Source organism: Streptomyces sp. NPDC086835 (assembly GCF_044745705.1).
Classification (GTDB): domain Bacteria; phylum Actinomycetota; class Actinomycetes; order Streptomycetales; family Streptomycetaceae; genus Streptomyces.
This window is the reverse complement of record NZ_JBIVAU010000019.1, coordinates 1-21682: the sequence shown is the minus strand read 5'-3', so window position 1 is coordinate 21682 and position 21682 is coordinate 1. Positions and strand designations below refer to the sequence as shown.

General features: G+C 71.4%; 19 protein-coding genes. 18 read left to right on the top strand and 1 reads right to left on the bottom strand.

The features are described 5' to 3' along the window. Positions 1-143: 143 nt before the first annotated feature. From ACIPJI_RS35130 to nusB, 4 genes are all read left to right on the top strand, one after another. Complete coding sequence (locus ACIPJI_RS35130; protein ID WP_356621245.1) at positions 144-1028, top strand: Pro-rich N-terminal domain-containing protein; 885 nt, start codon at positions 144-146, stop codon at positions 1026-1028. Positions 1029-1454: 426 nt separating this feature from the next. Next, positions 1455-2561 (top strand): aminopeptidase P family protein, encoded by a 1107-nt coding sequence (locus ACIPJI_RS35125; RefSeq protein WP_356621246.1) that lies wholly within the window; start codon positions 1455-1457, stop codon positions 2559-2561. Between the two features lie 61 nt (positions 2562-2622). Continuing rightward, positions 2623-3189, top strand: coding sequence for an elongation factor P (efp, locus tag ACIPJI_RS35120; RefSeq protein ID WP_005319856.1), 567 nt, complete (start codon positions 2623-2625; stop codon positions 3187-3189). A gap of 2 nt (positions 3190-3191) precedes the next feature. Continuing rightward, positions 3192-3620, top strand: a complete 429-nt coding sequence (nusB, locus tag ACIPJI_RS35115) for a transcription antitermination factor NusB (protein WP_307705390.1) — start codon at positions 3192-3194, stop codon at positions 3618-3620. Positions 3621-3867: 247 nt separating this feature from the next. Here nusB and bldD read toward each other — a convergent pair whose 3' ends face one another. Then, a complete protein-coding gene (gene bldD / locus ACIPJI_RS35110; protein WP_005319862.1) occupies positions 3868-4368 on the bottom strand; it encodes a transcriptional regulator BldD in 501 nt (166 codons plus the stop codon). 231 nt (positions 4369-4599) lie between these two features. Here bldD and pyrR point away from each other — a divergent pair, with 231 nt between their 5' ends. The 14 genes from pyrR to ACIPJI_RS35040 all read left to right on the top strand — a co-directional run bounded on the left by pyrR (position 4600) and on the right by ACIPJI_RS35040 (position 21377). Then, complete coding sequence (gene pyrR, locus ACIPJI_RS35105) at positions 4600-5178, top strand: bifunctional pyr operon transcriptional regulator/uracil phosphoribosyltransferase PyrR (protein ID WP_356621247.1); 579 nt, start codon at positions 4600-4602, stop codon at positions 5176-5178. 89 nt (positions 5179-5267) lie between these two features. After that, the gene (locus ACIPJI_RS35100) at positions 5268-6251 is read left to right on the top strand and encodes an aspartate carbamoyltransferase catalytic subunit (protein ID WP_189473620.1); all 984 of its coding nucleotides are present in this window, start codon (positions 5268-5270) and stop codon (positions 6249-6251) included. 4 nt (positions 6252-6255) lie between these two features. Further along, the gene (locus tag ACIPJI_RS35095) at positions 6256-7542 is read left to right on the top strand and encodes a dihydroorotase (protein ID WP_356621248.1); all 1287 of its coding nucleotides are present in this window, start codon (positions 6256-6258) and stop codon (positions 7540-7542) included. Positions 7543-7553: 11 nt separating this feature from the next. Continuing rightward, the gene (locus ACIPJI_RS35090) at positions 7554-8105 is read left to right on the top strand and encodes a hypothetical protein (protein ID WP_373465398.1); all 552 of its coding nucleotides are present in this window, start codon (positions 7554-7556) and stop codon (positions 8103-8105) included. Beyond that, on the top strand, positions 8102-9238 hold the full coding sequence (gene carA / locus ACIPJI_RS35085) for a glutamine-hydrolyzing carbamoyl-phosphate synthase small subunit (protein WP_356621249.1): 1137 nt from the start codon (positions 8102-8104) through the stop codon (positions 9236-9238). Before ACIPJI_RS35090 ends, carA begins: the two co-directional genes overlap by 4 nt. Beyond that, positions 9231-12539, top strand: coding sequence for a carbamoyl-phosphate synthase large subunit (gene carB, locus ACIPJI_RS35080; RefSeq protein WP_356621250.1), 3309 nt, complete (start codon positions 9231-9233; stop codon positions 12537-12539). Before carA ends, carB begins: the two co-directional genes overlap by 8 nt. 58 nt (positions 12540-12597) lie before the next feature. Beyond that, the gene (locus ACIPJI_RS35075; RefSeq protein WP_307705384.1) at positions 12598-13707 is read left to right on the top strand and encodes a quinone-dependent dihydroorotate dehydrogenase; all 1110 of its coding nucleotides are present in this window, start codon (positions 12598-12600) and stop codon (positions 13705-13707) included. Then, positions 13704-14546 carry an orotidine-5'-phosphate decarboxylase gene (gene pyrF, locus ACIPJI_RS35070; RefSeq protein ID WP_402250987.1) on the top strand — a complete coding sequence of 281 codons (843 nt, stop codon included), beginning with the start codon at positions 13704-13706 and terminating at the stop codon, positions 14544-14546. The genes ACIPJI_RS35075 and pyrF overlap by 4 nt, the downstream gene beginning before the upstream one ends. Positions 14547-14943: 397 nt before the next feature. Beyond that, positions 14944-15267: an integration host factor gene (locus ACIPJI_RS35065; RefSeq protein ID WP_005319887.1), complete on the top strand. Its 324-nt coding sequence runs from the start codon at positions 14944-14946 to the stop codon at positions 15265-15267. 38 nt (positions 15268-15305) lie between these two features. Continuing rightward, positions 15306-15869 (top strand): guanylate kinase, encoded by a 564-nt coding sequence (gene gmk / locus ACIPJI_RS35060; protein ID WP_159693867.1) that lies wholly within the window; start codon positions 15306-15308, stop codon positions 15867-15869. Between the two features lie 42 nt (positions 15870-15911). Further along, entirely contained in the window at positions 15912-16184 is a 273-nt protein-coding gene (gene rpoZ, locus ACIPJI_RS35055) for a DNA-directed RNA polymerase subunit omega (protein ID WP_005319902.1), read from the top strand. 164 nt (positions 16185-16348) lie between these two features. Further along, positions 16349-17584 (top strand): bifunctional phosphopantothenoylcysteine decarboxylase/phosphopantothenate--cysteine ligase CoaBC, encoded by a 1236-nt coding sequence (coaBC, locus tag ACIPJI_RS35050; RefSeq protein ID WP_244258311.1) that lies wholly within the window; start codon positions 16349-16351, stop codon positions 17582-17584. Positions 17585-17875: 291 nt separating this feature from the next. After that, complete coding sequence (gene metK / locus ACIPJI_RS35045; protein ID WP_402250983.1) at positions 17876-19084, top strand: methionine adenosyltransferase; 1209 nt, start codon at positions 17876-17878, stop codon at positions 19082-19084. Between the two features lie 157 nt (positions 19085-19241). After that, entirely contained in the window at positions 19242-21377 is a 2136-nt protein-coding gene (locus ACIPJI_RS35040) for a primosomal protein N' (protein WP_402250981.1), read from the top strand. The last annotated feature ends 305 nt before the right edge of the window (positions 21378-21682 follow it).

Here is a 21682-nt window from a genome sequence, read left to right as displayed (position 1 = left end):
CTTCGAGCCGCCTTGGACCGTTGTCGCTACGGCGGCCGGGCCCGGTCGCACATCCGAGCGGCACCGGGAGGGTACCGTTCGGTAGCACGGCGGCCGTCGGCCGTCCGACAGAACGTCAGTCGTACGAGACGGAGTGGCACCGGATGCAGCACGCAGTGGGGGCTCCGCTGCCGCCGCCCCACGGACCGGGGCAGGGACCGACCGGATGGATACACGGTGCTCAGCACCCGGGCCCCGGCCCAGGGCTTCCCGCGGGGCCGCCACCGCCGCCGCCCGCGGCGCCCACCGGGCCTCCGCCACCACCCCCGCAGAGCTCCCCTGCGGGCCCCGTGGCGCCTCCCGGCCGGCCAGGCCCGGCACCGCACGGCGCCCCGCCGCAGCCCTCCCGTGAGACGACGGGCCACATCCAGCTCCCGCCCGGCGGGCTGGTCCCCATACCCGCCCCGCCCCCGGCGGACAGCGGCACCGGCACCGCCATGCTCGCCGTGCTCCTGATCGGCCCGGCCGGCGCGGGCAAGACCACGGTGGCGCGCCACTGGGCCAACCACCGCCGGGTGCCGACGGCGCACATCAGCCTCGACGACGTCCGGGAATGGGTGTGCTCCGGCTTCGCCGACCCCCAGTCCGGCTGGAACGACAACTCCGAGGCCCAGTACCGCCTCGCCCGCCGCACCTGCGGCTTCGCCGCCCGTAACTTCCTGGCGAACGGCATCTCCTGCATCCTCGACGACGCGGTCTTCCCCGACCGCCCCGCCGTCGGCCTCGGCGGCTGGAAGCGCCACGTCGGCCCCGGCCTGCTGCCCGTGGTGCTCCTGCCGGGCCTCGAGATCGTCCTCGAACGCAACGCGGAACGCAGCGGTAACCGGCGCCTGTCGGACGAGGAGGTCGCCGGGATCCACGGGCGGATGGCCGGCTGGTACGGATCGGGCCTGCCGATCATCGACAACTCGAAGTACGACGTGGAGACGACGGCGCGCGTCCTCGACGACGTGCTGGCGCGAGCGATCGCGAGCCCTCCGAGCTGGTAGGCGGGCGGGGCTACGCCTGCGGCGGGCCTGCTCCCCACCCCGCCCCTTCCCGAACCGGTCTTGGCCCGGACCCCGTACGGCCGTCGGCCGTGCCCTCGATCGACGCCGGGCCGGAAACGCCGCTGCGCGGCATCCGGCCCGGCCGACGGGTCCAGCCTCGCCCGCGGCGGCTGAGACCGTTCGCACCGCGGCTCCGGCCTCCGCCGAACGGGGCATTTCGAGCCTCGCCGGCGTGTGAGGCGCGGGGGTACGGGGGCGCAGCCCCGAAGTGCCGCGCGGAGCGCGGTACCCGGGGCCGGGCGGAGCCCGGTTCGGGGAAGTGGGGATTCCCCGCGGCCGGCAGGCCAAGGGGAACGGGTTCCGCCGCGCGGACCCCCTCGGCCGCGTCACCGGGCCCGCGGCCCCCCACGCTCGTACGCTCGAAGAATGTCTGAGGTGTATGGGGTCCGTCGTGGCCGACTGCGCGATCGATGCGCCGCGACCGGCAGCGCGGCGGCCCTGATCTCCCGGCCCGCGAACGTCCGCTATCTCGCCGGTGGGGCTCCGCCAGGCGCCGTGCTGCTCCTCGGGCCCGCCGACGACGTGCTCGTCTGTCCCCGCACGCCGACCGGCGACCCCGCCGACGGCCGGCCGGACGAGGGGCTGCGGCTCGTCGTGATGCAGACGTCCGCCGGTGACGCGGCGGTCGCCGCCGCCGAGCTGGCGCGTACGGAGGGCGTCGAGTCGCTGGCCGTCGAGGAGCACCATCTGACGGTCGCCCGGCACCGTGCGCTCGGATCGGTCGCGCCCCGGCTGCGCTTCGCCGATCTCGGGCTCGCCGTCGAGCAGCAGCGGATCGTCAAGGACGAGGACGAGATCGCCTGCCTGCGCATCGCGGCGGAGATCACCGACCAGGCCCTCGGTGAGCTGCTCGAGTCCATCCTCGTGGGCCGCACCGAGCGGCATCTCGCCCTCGAGCTGGAGCGCCGTCTGGTCGACCACGGCGCCGACGGCCCCGCGTTCGCGACCTCTGTCGCCACGGGCCCGAACTCGGGACGAACAGGACACCGTCCGAGTGACCGGCGCGTGGAGGAGGGCGATTTCCTCACCGTCTGCCTCGGTGCGAATTACCGCGGCTATCGTTGCGAGATCGGCCGGACCTTCGTGATCGGCACGACCCCGGCCGACTGGCAGATCGAGCTCTACGAGCTCGTCTTCGCCGCTCAGCGGGCCGGCCGGGAGGCTCTGCTCCCCGGTACCGCCTACCGCGACGTCGACCACGCGGCACGGCAGATCCTGGAGGTCGCGGGCCACGGGGAGGAGCTCCCACCCCGTACCGGGCACGGTGTCGGGCTCGAAATCGACGAGGACCCGCAGCTCGCCCCTGCGGCCATGGGTAAACTGGACGCTTGTGTGCCGGTCACCGTCGAACCGGGGGTCCACCTCCCGGGCCGGGGCGGGGTCCGGATCGATGACACGCTCGTCGTGCGCCAGGAGGCGGACGGCGGACCCGAGCTACTCACCATCACGACCAAGGAGCTGCTCGCGCTGTAGCGAGCCGCGGTGCGAAAGACTTGGTCGTCCACCCAGCGTCAGTCCAGGAGATTCCGCAACCGTGGCTTCCACGAACGACCTCAAGAACGGCATGGTGCTCAAGCTCGACGGAGGCCAGCTCTGGTCCGTCGTCGAGTTCCAGCACGTCAAGCCCGGCAAGGGCCCGGCCTTCGTGCGCACCAAGCTCAAGAACGTGCTCTCCGGCAAGGTCGTCGACAAGACCTTCAACGCCGGCGTGAAGGTCGAGACGGCCACCGTCGACCGCCGCGACATGCAGTTCTCTTACATGGACGGCGAGTACTTCGTCTTCATGGACATGCAGACCTATGACCAGCTGATGGTCGACCGCAAGCAGGTCGGCGACGCCGCGAACTTCCTCATCGAGGGCTTCACCGCCAGCGTCGCGCAGCACGAGGGCGAGGTGCTCTACGTGGAGCTCCCGGCCGCCGTCGAGCTGACCGTCCAGCACACCGAGCCCGGCGTGCAGGGCGACCGTTCCACCGGTGGCTCCAAGCCCGCCACCCTGGAGACCGGCTACGAGATCCAGGTCCCGCTCTTCATCACCACTGGTGAGAAGATCAAGGTCGACACCCGCTCGGGCGACTACCTCGGCCGGGTGAACAGCTAACCGTGGCTGCCCGTAACAAGGCCCGCAAGCGCGCCTTCCAGATCCTCTTCGAGGCCGACCAGCGCGGGGCGACCGTGCACACGGTCCTCGCGGACTGGGTCCGGCACGCCCGTACCGACGACAGGCAGCCGCCGGTCGCCGAGTACACGATGGACCTCGTCGAGGGGTACGCGGAGCACGCGGACCGCATCGACGAGCTCATCGCCACCTACGCCGTCGGCTGGACCCTCGACCGTATGCCGGTCGTGGACCGGAACATCCTCCGGCTCGGCGCGTACGAGCTGGTCTGGAAGGACGAGACCCCCGACGCGGTGGTGATCGACGAGGCGGTGCAGCTCGCCAAGGAGTTCTCCACGGACGAGTCGCCGGCCTTCGTGAACGGCCTGCTGGGCCGTTTCAAGGACCTCAAGCCGAGTCTGCGCCGCGACTGATCCGCGTCCCGGCCGGTTTCACCAGGCCCGGGGCGGAAGACGAGAGTCTTCCGCCCCGGGCCTGGTGTTTTTCCGGCGGGTCGGGCGGGAGGATGCGGGAGTGCTCGCTCTCGGCCCGCGCCGGCGGGCCGACGGGGGAGCGGAGCCGGGGAATGCCGGGGGCGGGAACGCCGGAGGGCGGGGCCGGTGGAATCCGGCCCCGCCCTCCGGCGTGACGTTTTTTCAAAAGTGCAGGCAGAGCCGGGGATCAGCTCTCCTCGTGCGCCACCGCACGGCGCGCGTCCGCGTCCAGTACACCCCAGCTGATGAGCTGCTCGGTCAGGACCGAGGGCGACTGGTCGTAGATCACGGCCAGGGTCCGCAGGTCGTCCTGGCGGATCGACAGCACCTTGCCGTTGTAGTCGCCGCGCTGCGACTGGATCGTCGCCGCGTACCGCTGGAGGGGGCCGGCCTTCTCCTGGGGGACGTGCGCCAGCCGCTCCAGGTCCAGGACGAGCTTCGGCGGCGGCTCGGCGGCACCGCCGGGCGTGGTGCCGGGCAGCAGTTCCTGCACCGGGACGCCGTAGAAGTCCGCCAGCTCGGCGAGACGCTGCACCGTGACGGCACGGTCGCCGCGCTCGTAGGAACCCACGACAACGGCCTTCCAGCGGCCCTGGGACTTCTCCTCGACGCCGTGGAGGGACAGCCCCTGCTGGGTGCGGATGGCGCGGAGCTTGGCCCCGAGCTGTTTTGCGTATTCGCTGGACATATAGCTCCCCGGACGCAGTGACGACGGGCGGCTCCGCCGCGTGGCTGGTAACTCACTGTGAGGTTACGCAGCGTTACTTGGATGAGTCAAGCCGAATGGGTCCGGACCGGTTCCGGCCGGCGGCCGGTGGACCCGGATCGGTTCATCCATCAAGCCCTGGTAACGTTGAGCGCGCAATTCCGACGTCCTTTAAGGTCCGTCCCGTGAGGCGGAGAAGGAGGTCCGTTTCCTATGGACGCTTCCAGCAGTTCCGATGGCGCCAGGCCCGTTCTCGAAGGCCCCGACATCGCGCGGGTACTGACCCGTATCGCCCATGAGATCGTCGAGCGCGCCAAGGGCGCCGACGACGTGGTTCTCCTCGGCATCCCGACCCGCGGTGTGTATCTGGCCCGCCGGCTCGCCGAGAAACTCGAAGGCATCACCGGCCGCAAGATCCCGGTCGGCTCCCTCGACATCACCATGTACCGCGACGACCTGCGGCTGAAGCCCGCCCGTGCGCTGGCCCGCACCGAGATCCCCGGTGACGGCATCGACGGTCGCCTCGTCGTCCTCGTCGACGACGTGCTCTTCTCCGGCCGCACCATCCGCGCCGCGCTCGACGCCCTCGGCGACCTCGGCCGGCCCCGGGCCGTGCAGCTCGCCGTCCTGGTCGACCGCGGCCACCGCGAGCTGCCCATCCGCGCCGACTACGTCGGCAAGAACCTCCCCACGTCGCTGCGCGAGACGGTCAAGGTCCAGCTCTCGGAGGAGGACGGCCGCGACACCGTCCTGCTCGGTGTGCGGGAGACCGCCCCCGCCGCGGAGCGCTAGCACCCCCGTACGGCCACCCCTTCGTACGGCGTGCCCTTCCGCGCGCCCGCATGCCTCGCAAACCTCCACAGACCTGGAGAAACCCTCCGATGATGCGTCACCTCATCTCGGCCGCCGACCTCACCCGCGACGAAGCCGTCCTCATCCTCGACACAGCGGAGGAGATGGCCCGGGTCGCCGACCGGCCGATCAAGAAGCTTCCCGCCCTGCGCGGCCGTACCGTCTGCAACCTCTTCTTCGAGGACTCCACCCGCACCCGGATCTCCTTCGAGGCCGCCGAGAAGCGCCTCTCCGCCGACGTCATCAACTTCGCGGCCAAGGGCTCGTCCGTCTCCAAGGGCGAGTCGCTGAAGGACACCGCCCAGACCCTGGAGGCGATGGGCGTCGACGCCGTCGTCATCCGGCACGGCGCGTCCGGCGCCCCCTACCGCCTCGCCAACTCCGGCTGGATCGACGCCCCTGTCATCAACGCCGGCGACGGCACCCACCAGCACCCGACCCAGGCCCTGCTCGACGCCTTCACCATGCGCCGCCGTCTCGTCGGCAAGGACGACGGGATCGGACAGGACCTGGCCGGCAGGCGCATCACGATCGTGGGCGACGTACTGCACAGCCGGGTCGCCCGCTCCAACGTGGACCTGCTGCACACCCTCGGCGCCGAGGTCACCCTCGTCGCCCCGCCGACCCTGGTTCCGGTCGGCGTGGAGACCTGGCCCTGCGAGGTCTCCTACGACCTGGACTCGACCCTGACCAAGTCCGACGCGGTGATGATGCTGCGCGTCCAGCGCGAGCGGATGAACGCCGCGTTCTTCCCCACCGAGCGCGAGTACTCCCGGCGCTACGGCCTGGACGGCGAGCGGATGGCGCGGATGCCGGAGCACGCGATCGTGATGCACCCCGGGCCGATGGTCCGCGGCATGGAGATCACCGCCGAGGTCGCCGACTCGCCCCGCTGCACCGTCGTGGAGCAGGTCGCCAACGGCGTGTCGATCCGCATGGCGGTGCTGTACCTGCTGCTCGGCGGCAACGAGTCCGACGCCCCCACCACGAACACCCGTACCGAGGAGAAGTAAGACGATGAGCAAGACCCTGATCCGCGGTGCGAAGGTCCTCGGCGGCGAGCCCCAGGACGTACTGATCGACGGAGCGACCATCGAGCGTGTCGGCACCGGCATCGAGGCCGGAGACGCGACCGTGATCGAGGCCCAGGGGCAGATCCTGCTGCCGGGCCTGGTCGACCTGCACACCCACCTGCGCGAGCCGGGCCGTGAGGACTCCGAGACGGTCCTCACCGGCACCCGCGCGGCGGCGAGCGGCGGCTACACGGCCGTGTTCGCCATGGCCAACACCTTCCCCGTCGCCGACACCGCCGGCGTGGTGGAGCAGGTCTACCGGCTCGGCAAGGAGTCCGGCTACTGCGACGTCCAGCCCATCGGCGCGGTCACCGTCGGCCTCGAGGGCAAGAAGCTCGCCGAGCTCGGCGCCATGCACGAGTCCGCGGCCGGCGTGACCGTCTTCTCCGACGACGGCAAGTGCGTCGACGACGCCGTGATGATGCGGCGCGCGCTGGAGTACGTGAAGGCCTTCGGCGGCGTCATCGCCCAGCATGCCCAGGAGCCGCGCCTCACCGAGGGCGCCCAGATGAACGAGGGCATCGTCTCCGCCGAGCTCGGGCTCGGCGGCTGGCCGGCCGTCGCGGAGGAGTCGATCATCGCCCGCGATGTCCTCCTCGCCGAGCACGTCGGCTCCCGCGTCCACATCTGCCACCTCTCCACCGCCGGCTCCGTCGAGATCGTGCGCTGGGCCAAGTCCCGCGGCATCGACGTCACCGCCGAGGTCACCCCGCACCACCTGCTGCTGACCGACGAGCTGGTCCGCTCGTACAACCCGGTCTACAAGGTCAACCCGCCGCTGCGTACCGAGCGCGATGTGATGGCGCTGCGCGAGGCGCTCGCCGACGGCACGATCGACATCGTCGCCACCGACCACGCCCCCCACCCGCACGAGGACAAGGACTGCGAGTGGGCCGCCGCCGCCATGGGCATGGTCGGCCTGGAGACCGCGCTGTCCGTCGTCCAGCAGACGATGGTCGAGACGGGACTGCTCGACTGGGCCGGCGTCGCCGACCGGATGTCCTTCAAGCCCGCGGTCATCGGCGGGGCCAAGGGCCACGGACGGCCCGTCTCGGCTGGTGAGCCCGCGAACCTGACCCTGGTCGATCCGGCATACCGTGGAGCGGTGGACCCCGCGGGCTTCGCCTCCCGCAGCCGCAACACCCCGTACGAGGGCCGTGAGCTGCCGGGACGCGTCACGCACACCTTCCTGCGGGGCCGGGCAACGGTTGTGGACGGGAAGCTGGCGTGACACCTGCACTGATGATTCTGGCCGCCGAGCAGAAGTCGGCGGAGGTGACGGACTGGGCCGCCCGCATCGGCTGGGTCGTCGGACTGCTGGCCTTCGTCGCCTTCGTCTACTGGCTGATGCGCCAGGGATGGAAGTGGCGCGGCAGCCTCCAGTCGGACCTGCCGGAGCTGCCCACCGCGCCCGCGGAGCCCGGCGAGGCGAAACTGACGATGACGGGTCGCTACCACGGCTCCACCACCGCCGGGCAGTGGCTGGACCGGATCGTCGCCCACGGACTCGGCACCCGTAGCCGCGTCGAGCTCACGCTCACCGACGCGGGACTGGCCGTGGTACGTCCCGGTGCGCAGGACTTCTTCGTACCGGTCCAGGCACTGCGCGAGGCCCGCCTCGACAAGGGCATCGCCGGCAAGGTCCTCGCGGAGGGCGGTCTGCTGATCGTCACCTGGGCGCACGGCGACAAGCTGATCGACTCCGGTTTCCGCTCCGACCACGCGGCCGGGCAGAGCGAGTGGGTCGACACCCTGACACACATGATCAAGACGACGGAAGGCACCGCACGATGACGACCTCCACCCGGGGAGCCGCCAAAGCTCCCGCCGTACTCGTCCTGGAGGACGGCCGCACCTTCCGCGGCCGTGCCTATGGGGCCGTGGGGGAGACCTTCGGCGAGGCGGTGTTCAACACCGGCATGACGGGCTACCAGGAGACGCTGACGGACCCGTCGTACCACCGCCAGGTCGTGGTCATGACCGCGCCGCACGTCGGCAACACCGGCGTCAACGACGAGGACGACGAGTCGAAGAAGATCTGGGTCGCCGGCTATGTCGTGCGCGACCCCGCCCGTATCCCCTCGAACTGGCGCTCCCGCCGCACCCTCGACGACGAACTGGAGGCCCAGGGCGTCGTCGGCATCAGCGGCATCGACACCCGCGCCCTCACCCGCCACCTGCGTGAGCGCGGCGCGATGCGCGTCGGCATCTTCTCCGGTGACGCCCTCGCGGACGAGGCGACACTGCTCGCCCGGGTCCTCGAAGCGCCCGAGATGAAGGGCGCCGACCTGTCCGCGGAGGTCGCCACCACCGAGGCGTACGTCGTCCCGGCGATCGGTGAGAAGAAGTTCACCGTTGCCGCGCTCGACCTGGGCATCAAGGGCATGACGCCGCACCGCATGGCGGAGCGCGGCATAGAGGTCCACGTCCTGCCCGGCACGGCCACCGCGGAGGACGTCTACGCCGTCGCCCCTGACGGTGTCTTCCTCTCCAACGGCCCCGGTGACCCGGCCACCGCCGACCTCACCGTCATCCGCTCGGTCCTGGAGCGCAGGACGCCGCTGTTCGGCATCTGCTTCGGCAACCAGCTCCTCGGCCGCGCGCTCGGCTTCGGCACCTACAAGCTGAAGTACGGCCACCGCGGCATCAACCAGCCCGTGCAGGACCGCACGACCGGCAAGGTCGAGGTCACCGCGCACAACCACGGATTCGCCGTCGAGGCCCCCCTCGACAAGGTCTCCGACACGCCCTACGGACGCGCAGAGGTCTCCCACGTCTGCCTCAACGACAACGTCGTGGAGGGGCTCAGGCTGCTCGACCAGCCGGCCTTCAGCGTCCAGTACCACCCCGAGGCGGCCGCCGGCCCGCACGACGCCGCGTACCTCTTCGACCGCTTCGTATCCCTGATGGAGGCCGAGCGTGCCTAAGCGCACCGATATCCAGTCCGTCCTGGTCATCGGCTCCGGCCCGATCGTCATCGGCCAGGCCGCCGAGTTCGACTACTCCGGCACCCAGGCCTGCCGCGTCCTCAAGGCAGAGGGCCTGCGCGTCATCCTGGTGAACTCCAACCCGGCGACGATCATGACCGACCCGGAGATCGCCGACGCCACCTACGTCGAGCCGATCACCCCCGAGTTCGTCGAGAAGATCATCGCCAAGGAGCGCCCCGACGCGCTGCTGCCCACCCTCGGCGGCCAGACCGCGCTCAACACCGCCATCTCCATGCACGAGCAGGGTGTGCTGGAGAAGTACGGCGTCGAGCTGATCGGCGCCAATGTCGAGGCGATCAACAAGGGCGAGGACCGCGACCTCTTCAAGGGCGTCGTCGAGGCCGTCAAGGCCAAGATCGGATACGGCGAGTCCGCCCGGTCCGTGATCTGCCACTCCATGGACGACGTCCTCAAGGGCGTCGAGACGCTCGGCGGCTACCCCGTCGTCGTCCGCCCCTCCTTCACCATGGGCGGCGCCGGCTCCGGCTTCGCGCACGACGAGGAGGAGCTGCGCCGCATCGCCGGCCAGGGCCTCACCCTCTCGCCGACCACCGAGGTGCTCCTCGAGGAGTCCATCCTCGGCTGGAAGGAGTACGAGCTGGAGCTGATGCGCGACAAGCACGACAACGTCGTGGTCGTCTGCTCCATCGAGAACTTCGACCCGATGGGCGTCCACACCGGCGACTCGATCACCGTCGCCCCGGCGATGACGCTGACCGACCGTGAGTACCAGCGGCTGCGCGACATCGGCATCGCGATCATCCGCGAGGTCGGCGTCGACACCGGCGGCTGCAACATCCAGTTCGCGGTGAACCCGGACGACGGCCGGATCATCGTCATCGAGATGAACCCGCGTGTCTCGCGGTCCTCGGCCCTCGCGTCCAAGGCCACCGGCTTCCCGATCGCCAAGATCGCCGCGAAGCTCGCCGTCGGCTACACGCTGGACGAGATCCCGAACGACATCACCGAGAAGACCCCGGCCTCCTTCGAGCCGACCCTCGACTACGTCGTCGTCAAGGCGCCGCGGTTCGCGTTCGAGAAGTTCCCCTCGGCCGACGCCACCCTCACCACGACCATGAAGTCCGTCGGCGAGGCCATGGCCATCGGCCGGAACTTCACAGAGGCGCTGCAGAAGGCCCTGCGCTCGCTGGAGAAGAAGGGCAGCCAGTTCGCCTTCACCGGTGAGACCGGCGACAAGGACGAGCTGCTGCGGGAGGCGGTCCGTCCCACCGACGGCCGGATCAACACCGTCATGCAGGCCATCCGCGCCGGAGCCACCCCGGAGGAGGTCTTCGACGCGACGAAGATCGACCCGTGGTTCGTCGACCAGCTGTTCCTGATCAAGGAGCACGCGGACGAGCTCGCCGCCGCGGAGAAGCTCGACCCCGAGCTGCTCGCCGACGCCAAGCGCCACGGCTTCTCCGACGCCCAGATCGCCGAGATCCGCGGCCTGCGCGAGGACGTCGTGCGCGAGGTCCGCCACGCGCTCGGCATCCGCCCGGTCTACAAGACGGTCGACACCTGCGCCGCCGAGTTCGCCGCCCGCACCCCGTACTTCTACTCGTCCTACGACGAGGAGTCGGAGGTCTCGCCGCGCTCCAAGCCCGCCGTGATCATCCTCGGCTCCGGTCCGAACCGCATCGGCCAGGGCATCGAGTTCGACTACTCCTGCGTCCACGCCTCCTTCGCGCTGCACGACGCCGGGTACGAGACCGTGATGGTCAACTGCAACCCGGAGACCGTCTCCACCGACTACGACACCTCCGACCGCCTGTACTTCGAGCCGCTGACGCTCGAGGACGTGCTGGAGATCGTGCACGCCGAGTCGCTGGCCGGCCCGATCGCCGGTGTCGTCGTCCAGCTCGGCGGCCAGACCCCGCTGGGCCTGGCCCAGGCGCTCAAGGACAACGGCGTCCCGGTCGTCGGCACCCCGCCGGAGGCCATCCACGCCGCTGAGGACCGCGGCGCGTTCGGCCAGGTGCTCGCCGAGGCCGGGCTCCCCGCGCCGAAGCACGGCACCGCCACCACCTTCGCGGGCGCCAAGGCCATCGCCGACGAGATCGGCTACCCGGTCCTGGTCCGCCCGTCGTACGTGCTCGGCGGCCGCGGCATGGAGATCGTGTACGACGAGGCGCGCCTCGAGGCGTACATCGCCGAGTCCACCGAGATCTCCCCGACCCGCCCCGTGCTGGTCGACCGCTTCCTCGACGACGCCATCGAGATCGACGTCGACGCCCTCTACGACGGCACCGAGCTCTACCTCGGCGGCGTGATGGAGCACATCGAGGAGGCCGGCATCCACTCCGGCGACTCGGCCTGCGCCCTGCCCCCGATCACGCTCGGCGGATTCGACATCAAGCGGCTGCGCGCCTCCACCGAGGCCATCGCCAAGGGCGTCGGCGTGCGCGGACTGATCAACATCCAGTTCGCGATGGCCGGCGACATCCTCTACGTCCTCGAGGCCAACCCGCGTGCCTCCCGGACCGTGCCCTTCACCTCGAAGGCGACCGCGGTCCCGCTCGCCAAGGCCGCCGCCCGCATCTCGCTCGGTGCCACCGTCGCCGAACTGCGCGAGGAGGGCATGCTGCCGAAGAACGGCGACGGCGGCACCCTGCCGCTCGACGCGCCGATCTCCGTCAAGGAGGCCGTCATGCCGTGGTCGCGCTTCCGCGACGTGCACGGCCGCGGCGTGGACACCGTCCTCGGCCCGGAGATGCGCTCCACCGGCGAGGTCATGGGCATCGACACGGTCTTCGGCACGGCGTACGCCAAGTCGCAGGCCGGCGCGTACGGCCCGCTGCCCACCAAGGGCCGCGCGTTCGTCTCCGTCGCCAACCGCGACAAGCGCTCGATGATCTTCCCGGCCCGCGAGCTGGTCGCCCACGGCTTCGAGCTGCTGGCCACCTCCGGAACCGCGGAGGTCCTCAAGCGCAACGGCATCAACGCGACCGTCGTGCGCAAGCAGTCGGAGGGCGAGGGGCCGGGCGGTGAGAAGACCATCGTCCAGCTGATCCACGACGGCGAGGTCGACCTCATCGTCAACACCCCCTACGGCACGGGCGGCCGCCTCGACGGCTACGAGATCCGCACCGCCGCCGTCGCGCGGGGCGTCCCGTGCCTGACGACGGTGCAGGCGCTCGCCGCCGCCGTCCAGGGCATCGACGCGCTCAACCGCGGTGACGTCGGCGTCCGTTCACTGCAGGAACACGCGGAACACCTGACCGCGGCCCGCGACTAGCAACGACGAGGGGGACACCGGAAACGGTGTCCCCCTCCTCATGAGGACACCACTTCCCATGTACAAGTTCTTCTTCGACCTGGTCTTCAAGCGGATGGACCCGGAGCAGGCCCACCACCTGGCCTTCCGCTGGATCCGGCTCGCGGTCCGCGTCCCCGTCCTGCGTACCTTCGCCGCCGCGTTCCTGGCGCCCCGCTACAAGGAACTGCGCACCGAGGCGCTCGGCCTGCGGATGCACGGCCCCTTCGGTCTCGCGGCCGGCTTCGACAAGAACGCCGTCGCCATCGACGGCATGTCGATGCTCGGCTTCGACCACGTCGAGATCGGCACCGTCACCGCGCAGCCCCAGCCCGGCAACCCCAAGAAGCGCCTCTTCCGGCTCGTCGCCGACCGCGCCCTGATCAACCGGATGGGCTTCAACAACGACGGCTCGGCCGCCGTGGCCGAGCGGCTCGCGGCCCGCCGCGAGATCTTCCGCACGGTCGTCGGCGTCAACATCGGCAAGACCAAGGTGGTCCCGGAGGAGGAGGCGGTCGGCGACTACGTGACCTCCACAGAGCGCCTGGCCGCCCACGCCGACTACCTCGTCGTCAACGTCTCCTCGCCGAACACCCCCGGCCTGCGCAACCTCCAGGCCACCGAGTCGCTGCGCCCGCTGCTGACCGCCGTGCGCGAGGCCGCCGACCGTACGGTGACGGACCGCCGTGTCCCGCTGCTGGTCAAGATCGCCCCCGACCTCGCGGACGAGGATGTCGACGCCGTCGCCGACCTCGCCCTGGAGCTGGGCCTGGACGGCATCATCGCCACCAACACCACCATCGCGCGCGAGGGCCTCGGCCTGAAGTCCTCTGCCGAGCTGGTCAAGGAGACCGGTGGGCTGTCCGGCCGGCCCGTCAAGGAACGCTCCCTGGAGGTCCTGCGCCGCCTCTACGCCCGTGTGGGCGACCGCATCACCCTCGTCGGTGTCGGCGGCATCGAGAACGCCGAGGACGCCTGGCAGCGCATCCTCGCCGGCGCCACCCTCGTCCAGGGCTACAGCGCCTTCATCTACGAGGGCCCCTGCTACGCCCGCGCCATCCACAAGGGCCTCGCCGCGCGCCTCGCCGCGAGCCCGTACGCCACCCTCGCCGAGGCCGTCGGCGCCGAGACGCGAAAGGCCGCTTCATGACTCTCCCGGAAACCTTCGGCGCACGGCTGCGCCACGCCATGGACACCCGCGGCCCGCTGTGTGTCGGCATCGACCCGCACGCCTCGCTGCTCACCGCGTGGGGACTGAACGACGACGTCGCCGGTCTCGAGCGGTTCACCCGCACCACGGTCGAGGCGCTGGCCGACCGGGTCGCCGTCCTCAAGCCGCAGTCCGCGTTCTTCGAGCGCTTCGGCTCGCGCGGCATCGCCGTGCTGGAGAAGGCCGTGGCGGAGGCGCGCGCGGCCGGGGCGCTGGTGCTGATGGACGCCAAGCGGGGCGACATCGGCTCCACCATGGGCGCGTACGCGGAGACCTACCTCCGCAAGGACTCCCCGCTGTTCTCCGATGCTGTGACCGTCTCCCCGTACCTGGGCTTCGGATCGCTGCGCCCGGCCCTGGACCAGGCCGTGCTGAGCGGCTGCGGTGTCTTCGTCCTGGCGCTCACCTCCAACCCGGAGGGCGCGGAGGTGCAGCGCTCGACCGCGGCCGGCGGGAAGTCGCTGGCCCAGGTGATGCTCGACCACATGGCCGCGGAGAACGCCGGTGCGCAGCCGCTCGGACCGGTCGGCGCTGTCGTGGGCGCGACGCTCGGCGACGCGGGCGTGGACCTCGACATCAACGGGCCGCTGCTGGCCCCCGGCATCGGCGCCCAGGGCGCGACGCCGGCCGACCTCCCCGGCGTCTTCGGCGCGGCCGTGCGCAATGTGGTGCCGAGCGTGAGCCGTGGTGTCCTTCGGCACGGACCGGATGTGCGGGGCCTGCGCGACGCGGCCGCGCGATTCGCCGATGAGATCCGCGCGGCGGTCGCCTCGGTGTGACGGCCGCCGACGCGCCCGCCGCGGAAGCTCTGCGTGCATACGACGTCGGCTCTGCGTAACGCCGTCACCAGCGGCGGACGCGCGGAAGGGTGCCTTCAGGGCCGTCGATGACCCCTCGCGGGGCGGTCGAGGAGCGGCGGCAGGGAGCGGCCGGAAGATTCTTTGACGGTTTCTTCACGCAAATCCCGGTTGTTTTGCCCGAATTGTCCTGGTCGGTCGATGCTGACCAGGACTTTTCGTCTGTTCTCGCTGACTGGAGCGGCCATGGCCGCTAGTCTCCGTCGAAGAGAACGTGCAGGGCAGAAGCGCTGCGTTGCTCGTTGCTCCCCCTGGTGTGGGGCGACTAGGTTCCTCACCGGTCCGTATCCGACAGTTCGACATCCGAGGTGACGTAGGCGTGGCTCTTCCGCCCCTTACCCCTGAACAGCGCGCAGCCGCGCTCGAAAAGGCCGCCGCGGCTCGCCGGGAGCGGGCCGAGGTCAAGAATCGACTCAAGCACTCCGGCGCCTCCCTCCACGAGGTCATCAAGCAGGGCCAGGAGAACGACGTCATCGGCAAGATGAAGGTCTCCGCCCTCCTCGAGTCCCTGCCGGGCGTGGGCAAGGTCCGCGCCAAGCAGATCATGGAGAGGCTCGGCATCTCCGAGAGCCGCCGGGTCCGTGGTCTCGGCTCCAACCAGATCGCCTCCCTCGAGCGTGAGTTCGGCGGCGGCGCCGCCTGACGTCCCGGGCACTCCCGGGAGGCTGGAATAATCGCTGCATGGCAGCAGAGGTACGTCCGCGGCTGACCGTGCTCTCCGGCCCCTCCGGGGTCGGCAAGAGCACGGTCGTCGCTCATATGCGCAAGGTCCACCCCGAGGTCTGGCTCTCGGTGTCGGCAACCACCAGGAAGCCGCGTCCCGGCGAGAAGCACGGCGTCCAGTACTTCTTCGTCAGTGACGAGGAGTTCGACAAGCTGGTCGCCAACGGCGAGCTGCTGGAGTGGGCCGAGTTCGCGGGCAACCGCTACGGCACGCCCCGTCGCGCGGTCCTCGACCGCCTGGAGGCGGGCGAGCCGGTGCTGCTGGAGATCGATCTCCAGGGTGCCCGGCAGGTGAAGGAGTCCATGCCGGATTCCCGGCTGGTCTTCCTCGCCCCGCCGAGCTGGGAGGAGTTGGTCCGCCGCCTCACCGGGCGCGGTACCGAGTCCCCCGAGGTCATCGAGCGCCGGCTGACGGTCGCCAAGGTGGAGCTGGCGGCCGAGTCGGAGTTCGACACCACCCTGGTCAACACCTCCGTCGAGGACGTGGCCCGTGAGCTGCTAGCCTTGATGGCAGTTGTTTGATCTTTTGTCCGATCTTTCTGCAAGTTCTTCGGAAGGCATAGCGTGTCCTCTTCCATCACCGCGCCCGAGGGCATCATCAACCCTCCGATCGACGAGCTGCTCGAGGCGACCGACTCGAAGTACAGCCTCGTGATCTACGCCGCCAAGCGCGCGCGTCAGATCAACGCGTACTACTCGCAGCTCGGTGAGGGCCTGCTCGAGTACGTCGGGCCGCTCGTGGACACCCACGTCCACGAGAAGCCGCTCTCGATCGCCCTGCGTGAGATCAACGCGGGTCTGCTGACCTCCGAGGCCATCGAGGGCCCGGCCCAGTAAGCGCGGCAAGCTTTTCTCCACAGGCCCGGCGGACTGTCCGCCGGGCCTGTGGTGTGCATCGAGGGTGATGCGAGACGCTCGTCCTGTGAGTGATGCAGCATGAGGACGTAACGATCCGGGCCCGACCAGCGACCGGTGGGCACCAGTGGAGGGCGGGAGACGCGGTGGTGGACTCAGTGGACGGCTCGGTGGACGCGGCGGTCAGGCCGAAGGTGGTTCTGGGCGTGAGCGGGGGCATCGCCGCCTACAAGGCGTGCGAGCTGCTGCGCAGGCTCACGGAATCCGGCCACGAGGTCCGGGTCGTGCCGACCGCGTCGGCGCTGCAGTTCGTCGGCGCGCCGACCTGGTCCGCGCTCTCCGGGCAGCCCGTCCACACCGACGTCTGGTCCGACGTCCACGAGGTCCCGCACGTACGCATCGGCCAGCACGCCGACCTCGTCGTCGTCGCGCCCGCCACCGCGGACATGCTCGCCAAGGCCGCCCACGGCCTCGCCGACGACCTCCTCACCAACACCCTCCTCACCGCTCGCTGTCCGGTCGTCTTCGCCCCGGCGATGCACACCGAGATGTGGGAGCACCCCGCCACCCAGGAGAACGTCGCCACCCTGCGCCGCCGCGGTGCCGTCGTGATCGAGCCCGCCGTGGGCCGGCTCACCGGCGTCGACACCGGCAAGGGCCGGCTGCCCGACCCGGGCGAGATCTTCGAGATCTGCCGCCGCGTCCTCGCCCGTGGAGTGGAGGCGCCCGACCTGGCCGGCCGCCATGTCGTCGTCAGCGCGGGCGGCACCCGCGAACCCCTCGACCCGGTCCGCTACCTCGGCAACCGCTCCTCCGGCAAGCAGGGCTACGCACTCGCCCGTACCGCCGCCGCCCGCGGCGCCCGCGTCACCCTCGTCGAGGCGAACACCGGGATGCCGGACCCGGCAGGCGTCGACGTCGTGCACGTCGGCACGGCGGTGCAGTTGCGCGAGGCCGTGCTCAAGGCGGCCGCGGACGCGGACGCCGTCGTCATGGCCGCCGCCGTCGCGGACTTCCGCCCCGCCGCCTACGCCGAGGGGAAGATCAAGAAGAAGGACGGCGTGGAGGCCCCGGTCGTCACGCTGGTGCGCAACCCCGACATCCTCGCCGAGATCTCCGCGGACCGGGCCCGCCCCGGACAGGTGATCGTCGGCTTCGCCGCGGAAACCGACGACGTACTGGCGAACGGCCGCGACAAGCTCCGCCGCAAGGGCTGTGACCTGCTCGTCGTCAACGAGGTGGGGGAGCACAGGACGTTCGGCGCGGAGGTCAACGAGGCCGTCGTGCTGTCCGCGGACGGCGGCGAGACGCCGGTGCCGCACGGCCCCAAGGAAGCCCTCGCCGACACGGTCTGGGACCTCGTCGTGCCCCGGCTCGCCTGAGGTCTCCCCCGCGCTCTCCACAGGCGCTGCGAAGCCCCCGTGAACACCCGGCGACACGGGCGCGACGGGCCGACCACGAGAAACCTGCGAAATGTGGCGAATCGCTCACCCCCAGACGCTATCGTCGTACCGTCTCGGCCGTGGCCCCAGGTCAGCGGACTCCCAGCCTGCGAGACGGGTTGTCCGGTCCCGGAGCGCGACCGATAAACTGGTCGCGGAACGTCGCGGGGCGCAGCCCCCTGCCGGTCCGTCAATGATCAGCCAGCAGCCGCTGCAACCCCAGGGAGCGATGTGTCCCGCCGTCTCTTCACCTCGGAGTCCGTGACCGAGGGTCACCCCGACAAGATCGCCGACCAGATCAGCGACACGATTCTCGACGCCCTCCTGCGGGAGGACCCCACTTCCCGGGTAGCCGTGGAGACCTTGATCACCACCGGCCTTGTGCACGTCGCCGGTGAAGTGACCACCAAGGCTTACGCCGACATCCCCACGCTCGTGCGCAACAAGATCCTGGAGATCGGCTACGACTCCTCGAAGAAGGGCTTCGACGGGGCCTCCTGCGGCGTCTCCGTCTCCATCGGCGCCCAGTCCCCGGACATCGCGCAGGGTGTCGACACCGCGTACGAGAAGCGCGTCGAGGGCGACGAGGACGAGCTCGACAAGCAGGGCGCCGGCGACCAGGGCCTGATGTTCGGCTACGCCTGCGACGAGACGCCCGAGCTGATGCCGCTGCCGATCCACCTGGCGCACCGGCTCTCCCGCCGTCTGTCCGAGGTCCGCAAGAACGGCACCATCCCCTACCTGCGCCCGGACGGTAAGACCCAGGTCACCATCGAGTACGACGGCGACAAGGCCGTCCGCCTCGACACCGTGGTCGTCTCCTCGCAGCACGCCTCCGACATCGACCTGGACTCGCTGCTCGCCCCGGACATCCGTGAGTTCGTCGTCGAGCACGTCATGAAGCAGCTCATCGAGGACGGCATCAAGCTCGACACCGACGGCTACCGCCTGCTGGTCAACCCGACCGGCCGCTTCGAGATCGGCGGCCCGATGGGCGACGCCGGACTGACCGGCCGCAAGATCATCATCGACACGTACGGCGGCATGGCCCGCCACGGCGGCGGCGCGTTCTCCGGCAAGGACCCGTCCAAGGTCGACCGCTCCGCCGCGTACGCCATGCGCTGGGTCGCCAAGAACGTCGTCGCCGCGGGCCTCGCCGCCCGCTGCGAGGTCCAGGTCGCGTACGCCATCGGCAAGGCCGAGCCCGTGGGCCTGTTCGTCGAGACGTTCGGCACCGCGACGGTCGACGTCGAGAAGATCGAGCAGGCCATCGCCGCGGTCTTCGACCTCAGGCCGGCCGCGATCATCCGCGACCTCGACCTGCTGCGCCCGATCTACGCCCAGACCGCGGCCTACGGCCACTTCGGCCGCGAGCTGCCCGACTTCACGTGGGAGCGCACGGACCGCGTGGACGCGCTGCGCGCGGCGGCGGGTCTGTAACCCACCCCGCACACGGCTCCACGAAGGGCCCCGGACCGTTCCCGGTCCGGGGCCCTTCTCGTGCCGGGGGACAGGTCCCGGACAGGTGCGGGGTGGACAGGTCCCGGACAGGTGCCGGGCGCGCGGCGCTGTCGGTGGTCTCTGGCAGGATTTGGCTGTGAGCAGCGAGGACAAGCAGCCTTCAGAGCCCGTCGGCGACGGGCCCGAGCAGCTTGCGCTCATCCGGGAGAGCGTCCGCAAGGCCAAGGTCCCCAAGGCGAAACCACGCACCTGGCGCGGAGCCGCGCTCGCGAAGGACCTCCCCGTCGCCCGCGTCATGGTCAACAAGGGCGCCCTCCACCTCGACCAGTTCTTCGACTACGCCGTTCCCGAGGAGCTCGACGCCGACGCCAGGCCCGGAGTGCGGGTGCGGGTGCGCTTCGGCGCCGGAGCACACCGAGTCCGCGGCGGACGCCGCGAAGGCGGCGGCCTGATCGACGGCTTCCTCATCGAGCGGCGCGCCGAATCCGACTACCAGGGAGCGCTCGCCGCACTCGCCTACGTCGTCTCGCCCGAGCCGGTCCTCAGCCCCGAGATCCTCTCCCTCGCCCGAGCCGTCGCCGACCGGTACGCGGGCAGCCTCGCCGACGTGCTCCAGCTCGCCGTACCCCCGAGGAACGGCCGGGCGGAGTCCGCCCCCTCCCCGGAGCCGCTGCCGCCGCCCCCCGCGCCCGCCCCCGCCACCTGGCAGCGGTACGTGCGGGGCCAGGCCTTCATCGAGTCCCTCGCGGCCGGCGGATCGCCACGCGCCGTGTGGACCGCGCTGCCCGGACCGCATTGGCCCGACGAACTCGCCCGCGCCGTCGCCGCGACCCTCGCGTCCGGGCGGGGCGCCCTCGTCGTCGTCCCCGACGGCCGGCGCGCCGCCCGCGTGGACACCGCGCTCACCGCCCTGCTCGGCGAAGGGCGCCACGCACTGCTGACCGCCGAATCCGGCCCCGAGAAGCGGTACCGGCAATGGCTCGCCGTGCGCCGCGGCTCCGTCCGCGCGGCCGTCGGCACCCGCGCCGCCATGTTCGCCCCCGTACAGAACCTCGGGCTCGTCGTCGTCTGGGACGACGGCGACTCCAGTCACAGCGACGACCGCGCCCCCTTCCCCCACGTCCGTGAAGTCCTCGAACTGCGGGCCACCCACGACCGGTGCGGATTCCTGCTCGGCAGCACCAGCTGCACCGTCGAAGCCGCCCAGCTCGTCGAGAGCGGCTGGGCGGCGCCGCTCGTCGCCGACCGGGCCCAGGTCCGGGCCGTCGCCCCGGTGGTACGGACGGTCGGCGACCACGACCTGGCACGGGACGAGGCCGCCCGCGCGGCACGCCTGCCCAGCATCGCCTGGCAGGCGGTCAGGGACGGGCTCGCCGACGGGCCCGTCCTCGTCCAGGTCCCGAGGCGCGGCTACGTGCCGAGGCTCGCCTGCGAGCGCTGCCGCACGCCGGCCCGCTGCCGCCACTGCGCCGGACCCCTCGAAGCGCCCGACGAACGCGACCTACGGTGCGGCTGGTGCGGGCGCGCAGAGCCCCAATGGCACTGCGGCGCCTGCGGGGCCACCCGGCTGCGGGCCCAGATCGTCGGCGCCCGGCGCACCGCCGAAGAACTCGGCCGCGCGTTCCCGGCCGTGCCGGTCCGGACCTCCGGACGCGACCACATCCTCGACAGCGTCCCGGCGCGCCCCGCGCTCGTCGTCTCCACCCCCGGCGCGGAGCCCGTCGCCGACGGCGGCTACACGGCCGCGGCGCTCCTCGACGGCTGGGCCATGCTCGGCCGGCCCGACCTGCGCGCCGGCGAGGAAGCGCTGCGCCGCTGGATCGCCGCGGCCGCGCTCGTGCGACCCCAGTCGGACGGCGGAGTGGTCGTCGTCGTCGCCGAACCGACCCTGCGGCCCGTACAGGCCCTCGTCCGCTGGGACCCGGTCGGGCACGCGCTGCGAGAGCTCGCGGAACGGGCCGAGCTCGGCTTTCCGCCCGTGTCGCGGATGGCGGAGGTCGTCGGAGCGGCGCCGGCCGTGACGGCGTTCCTCGCGGACGTGGAACTGCCCCCGGAGGCGGAGGTTCTCGGGCCCGTCCCGCTGCCGATCCCGGAGCGCCCCGGTGCGCGACGGCCCGACGCGCCTGCGGATGCCGCCCGGGCGCTGCTCCGGGTGCCGCCGGGCAGCGGGGCGGCGCTGGCGGCCGCGCTCAAGTCGGCGCAGGCGGCGCGCTTGGCACGGGGCGGCCAGGACCAGGTACGCATCCGCATCGACCCGCCGGACATCGGCTGACGCCGACGGGGGGCCGGTTCGAGTGCGTGTCGCCCCTGGCGGGGCGTGGCCCGGTGCGGGTGCGGGTCGTCGCCCTGCGGGCGTGGGCCCGGTGCGGGGTGATGCGCCCCGCAGGGCCCGGCGTGGTCCGGTTGCGTGTCGCCCATGGTGGGCGGGGCCTGGTCCTGATGCGTGTCGCCCCTGGGGCGTGGCTGCGCCGGTGGTGGGTGCGGGGGCGGGGCCTCCGGAGGGGGGTGTCCGGAATGGCTGTCCTCACCGCGCTTCGCGCGAGTTGCGACGCTTTACTTCCGGACACCCCCCTCCTC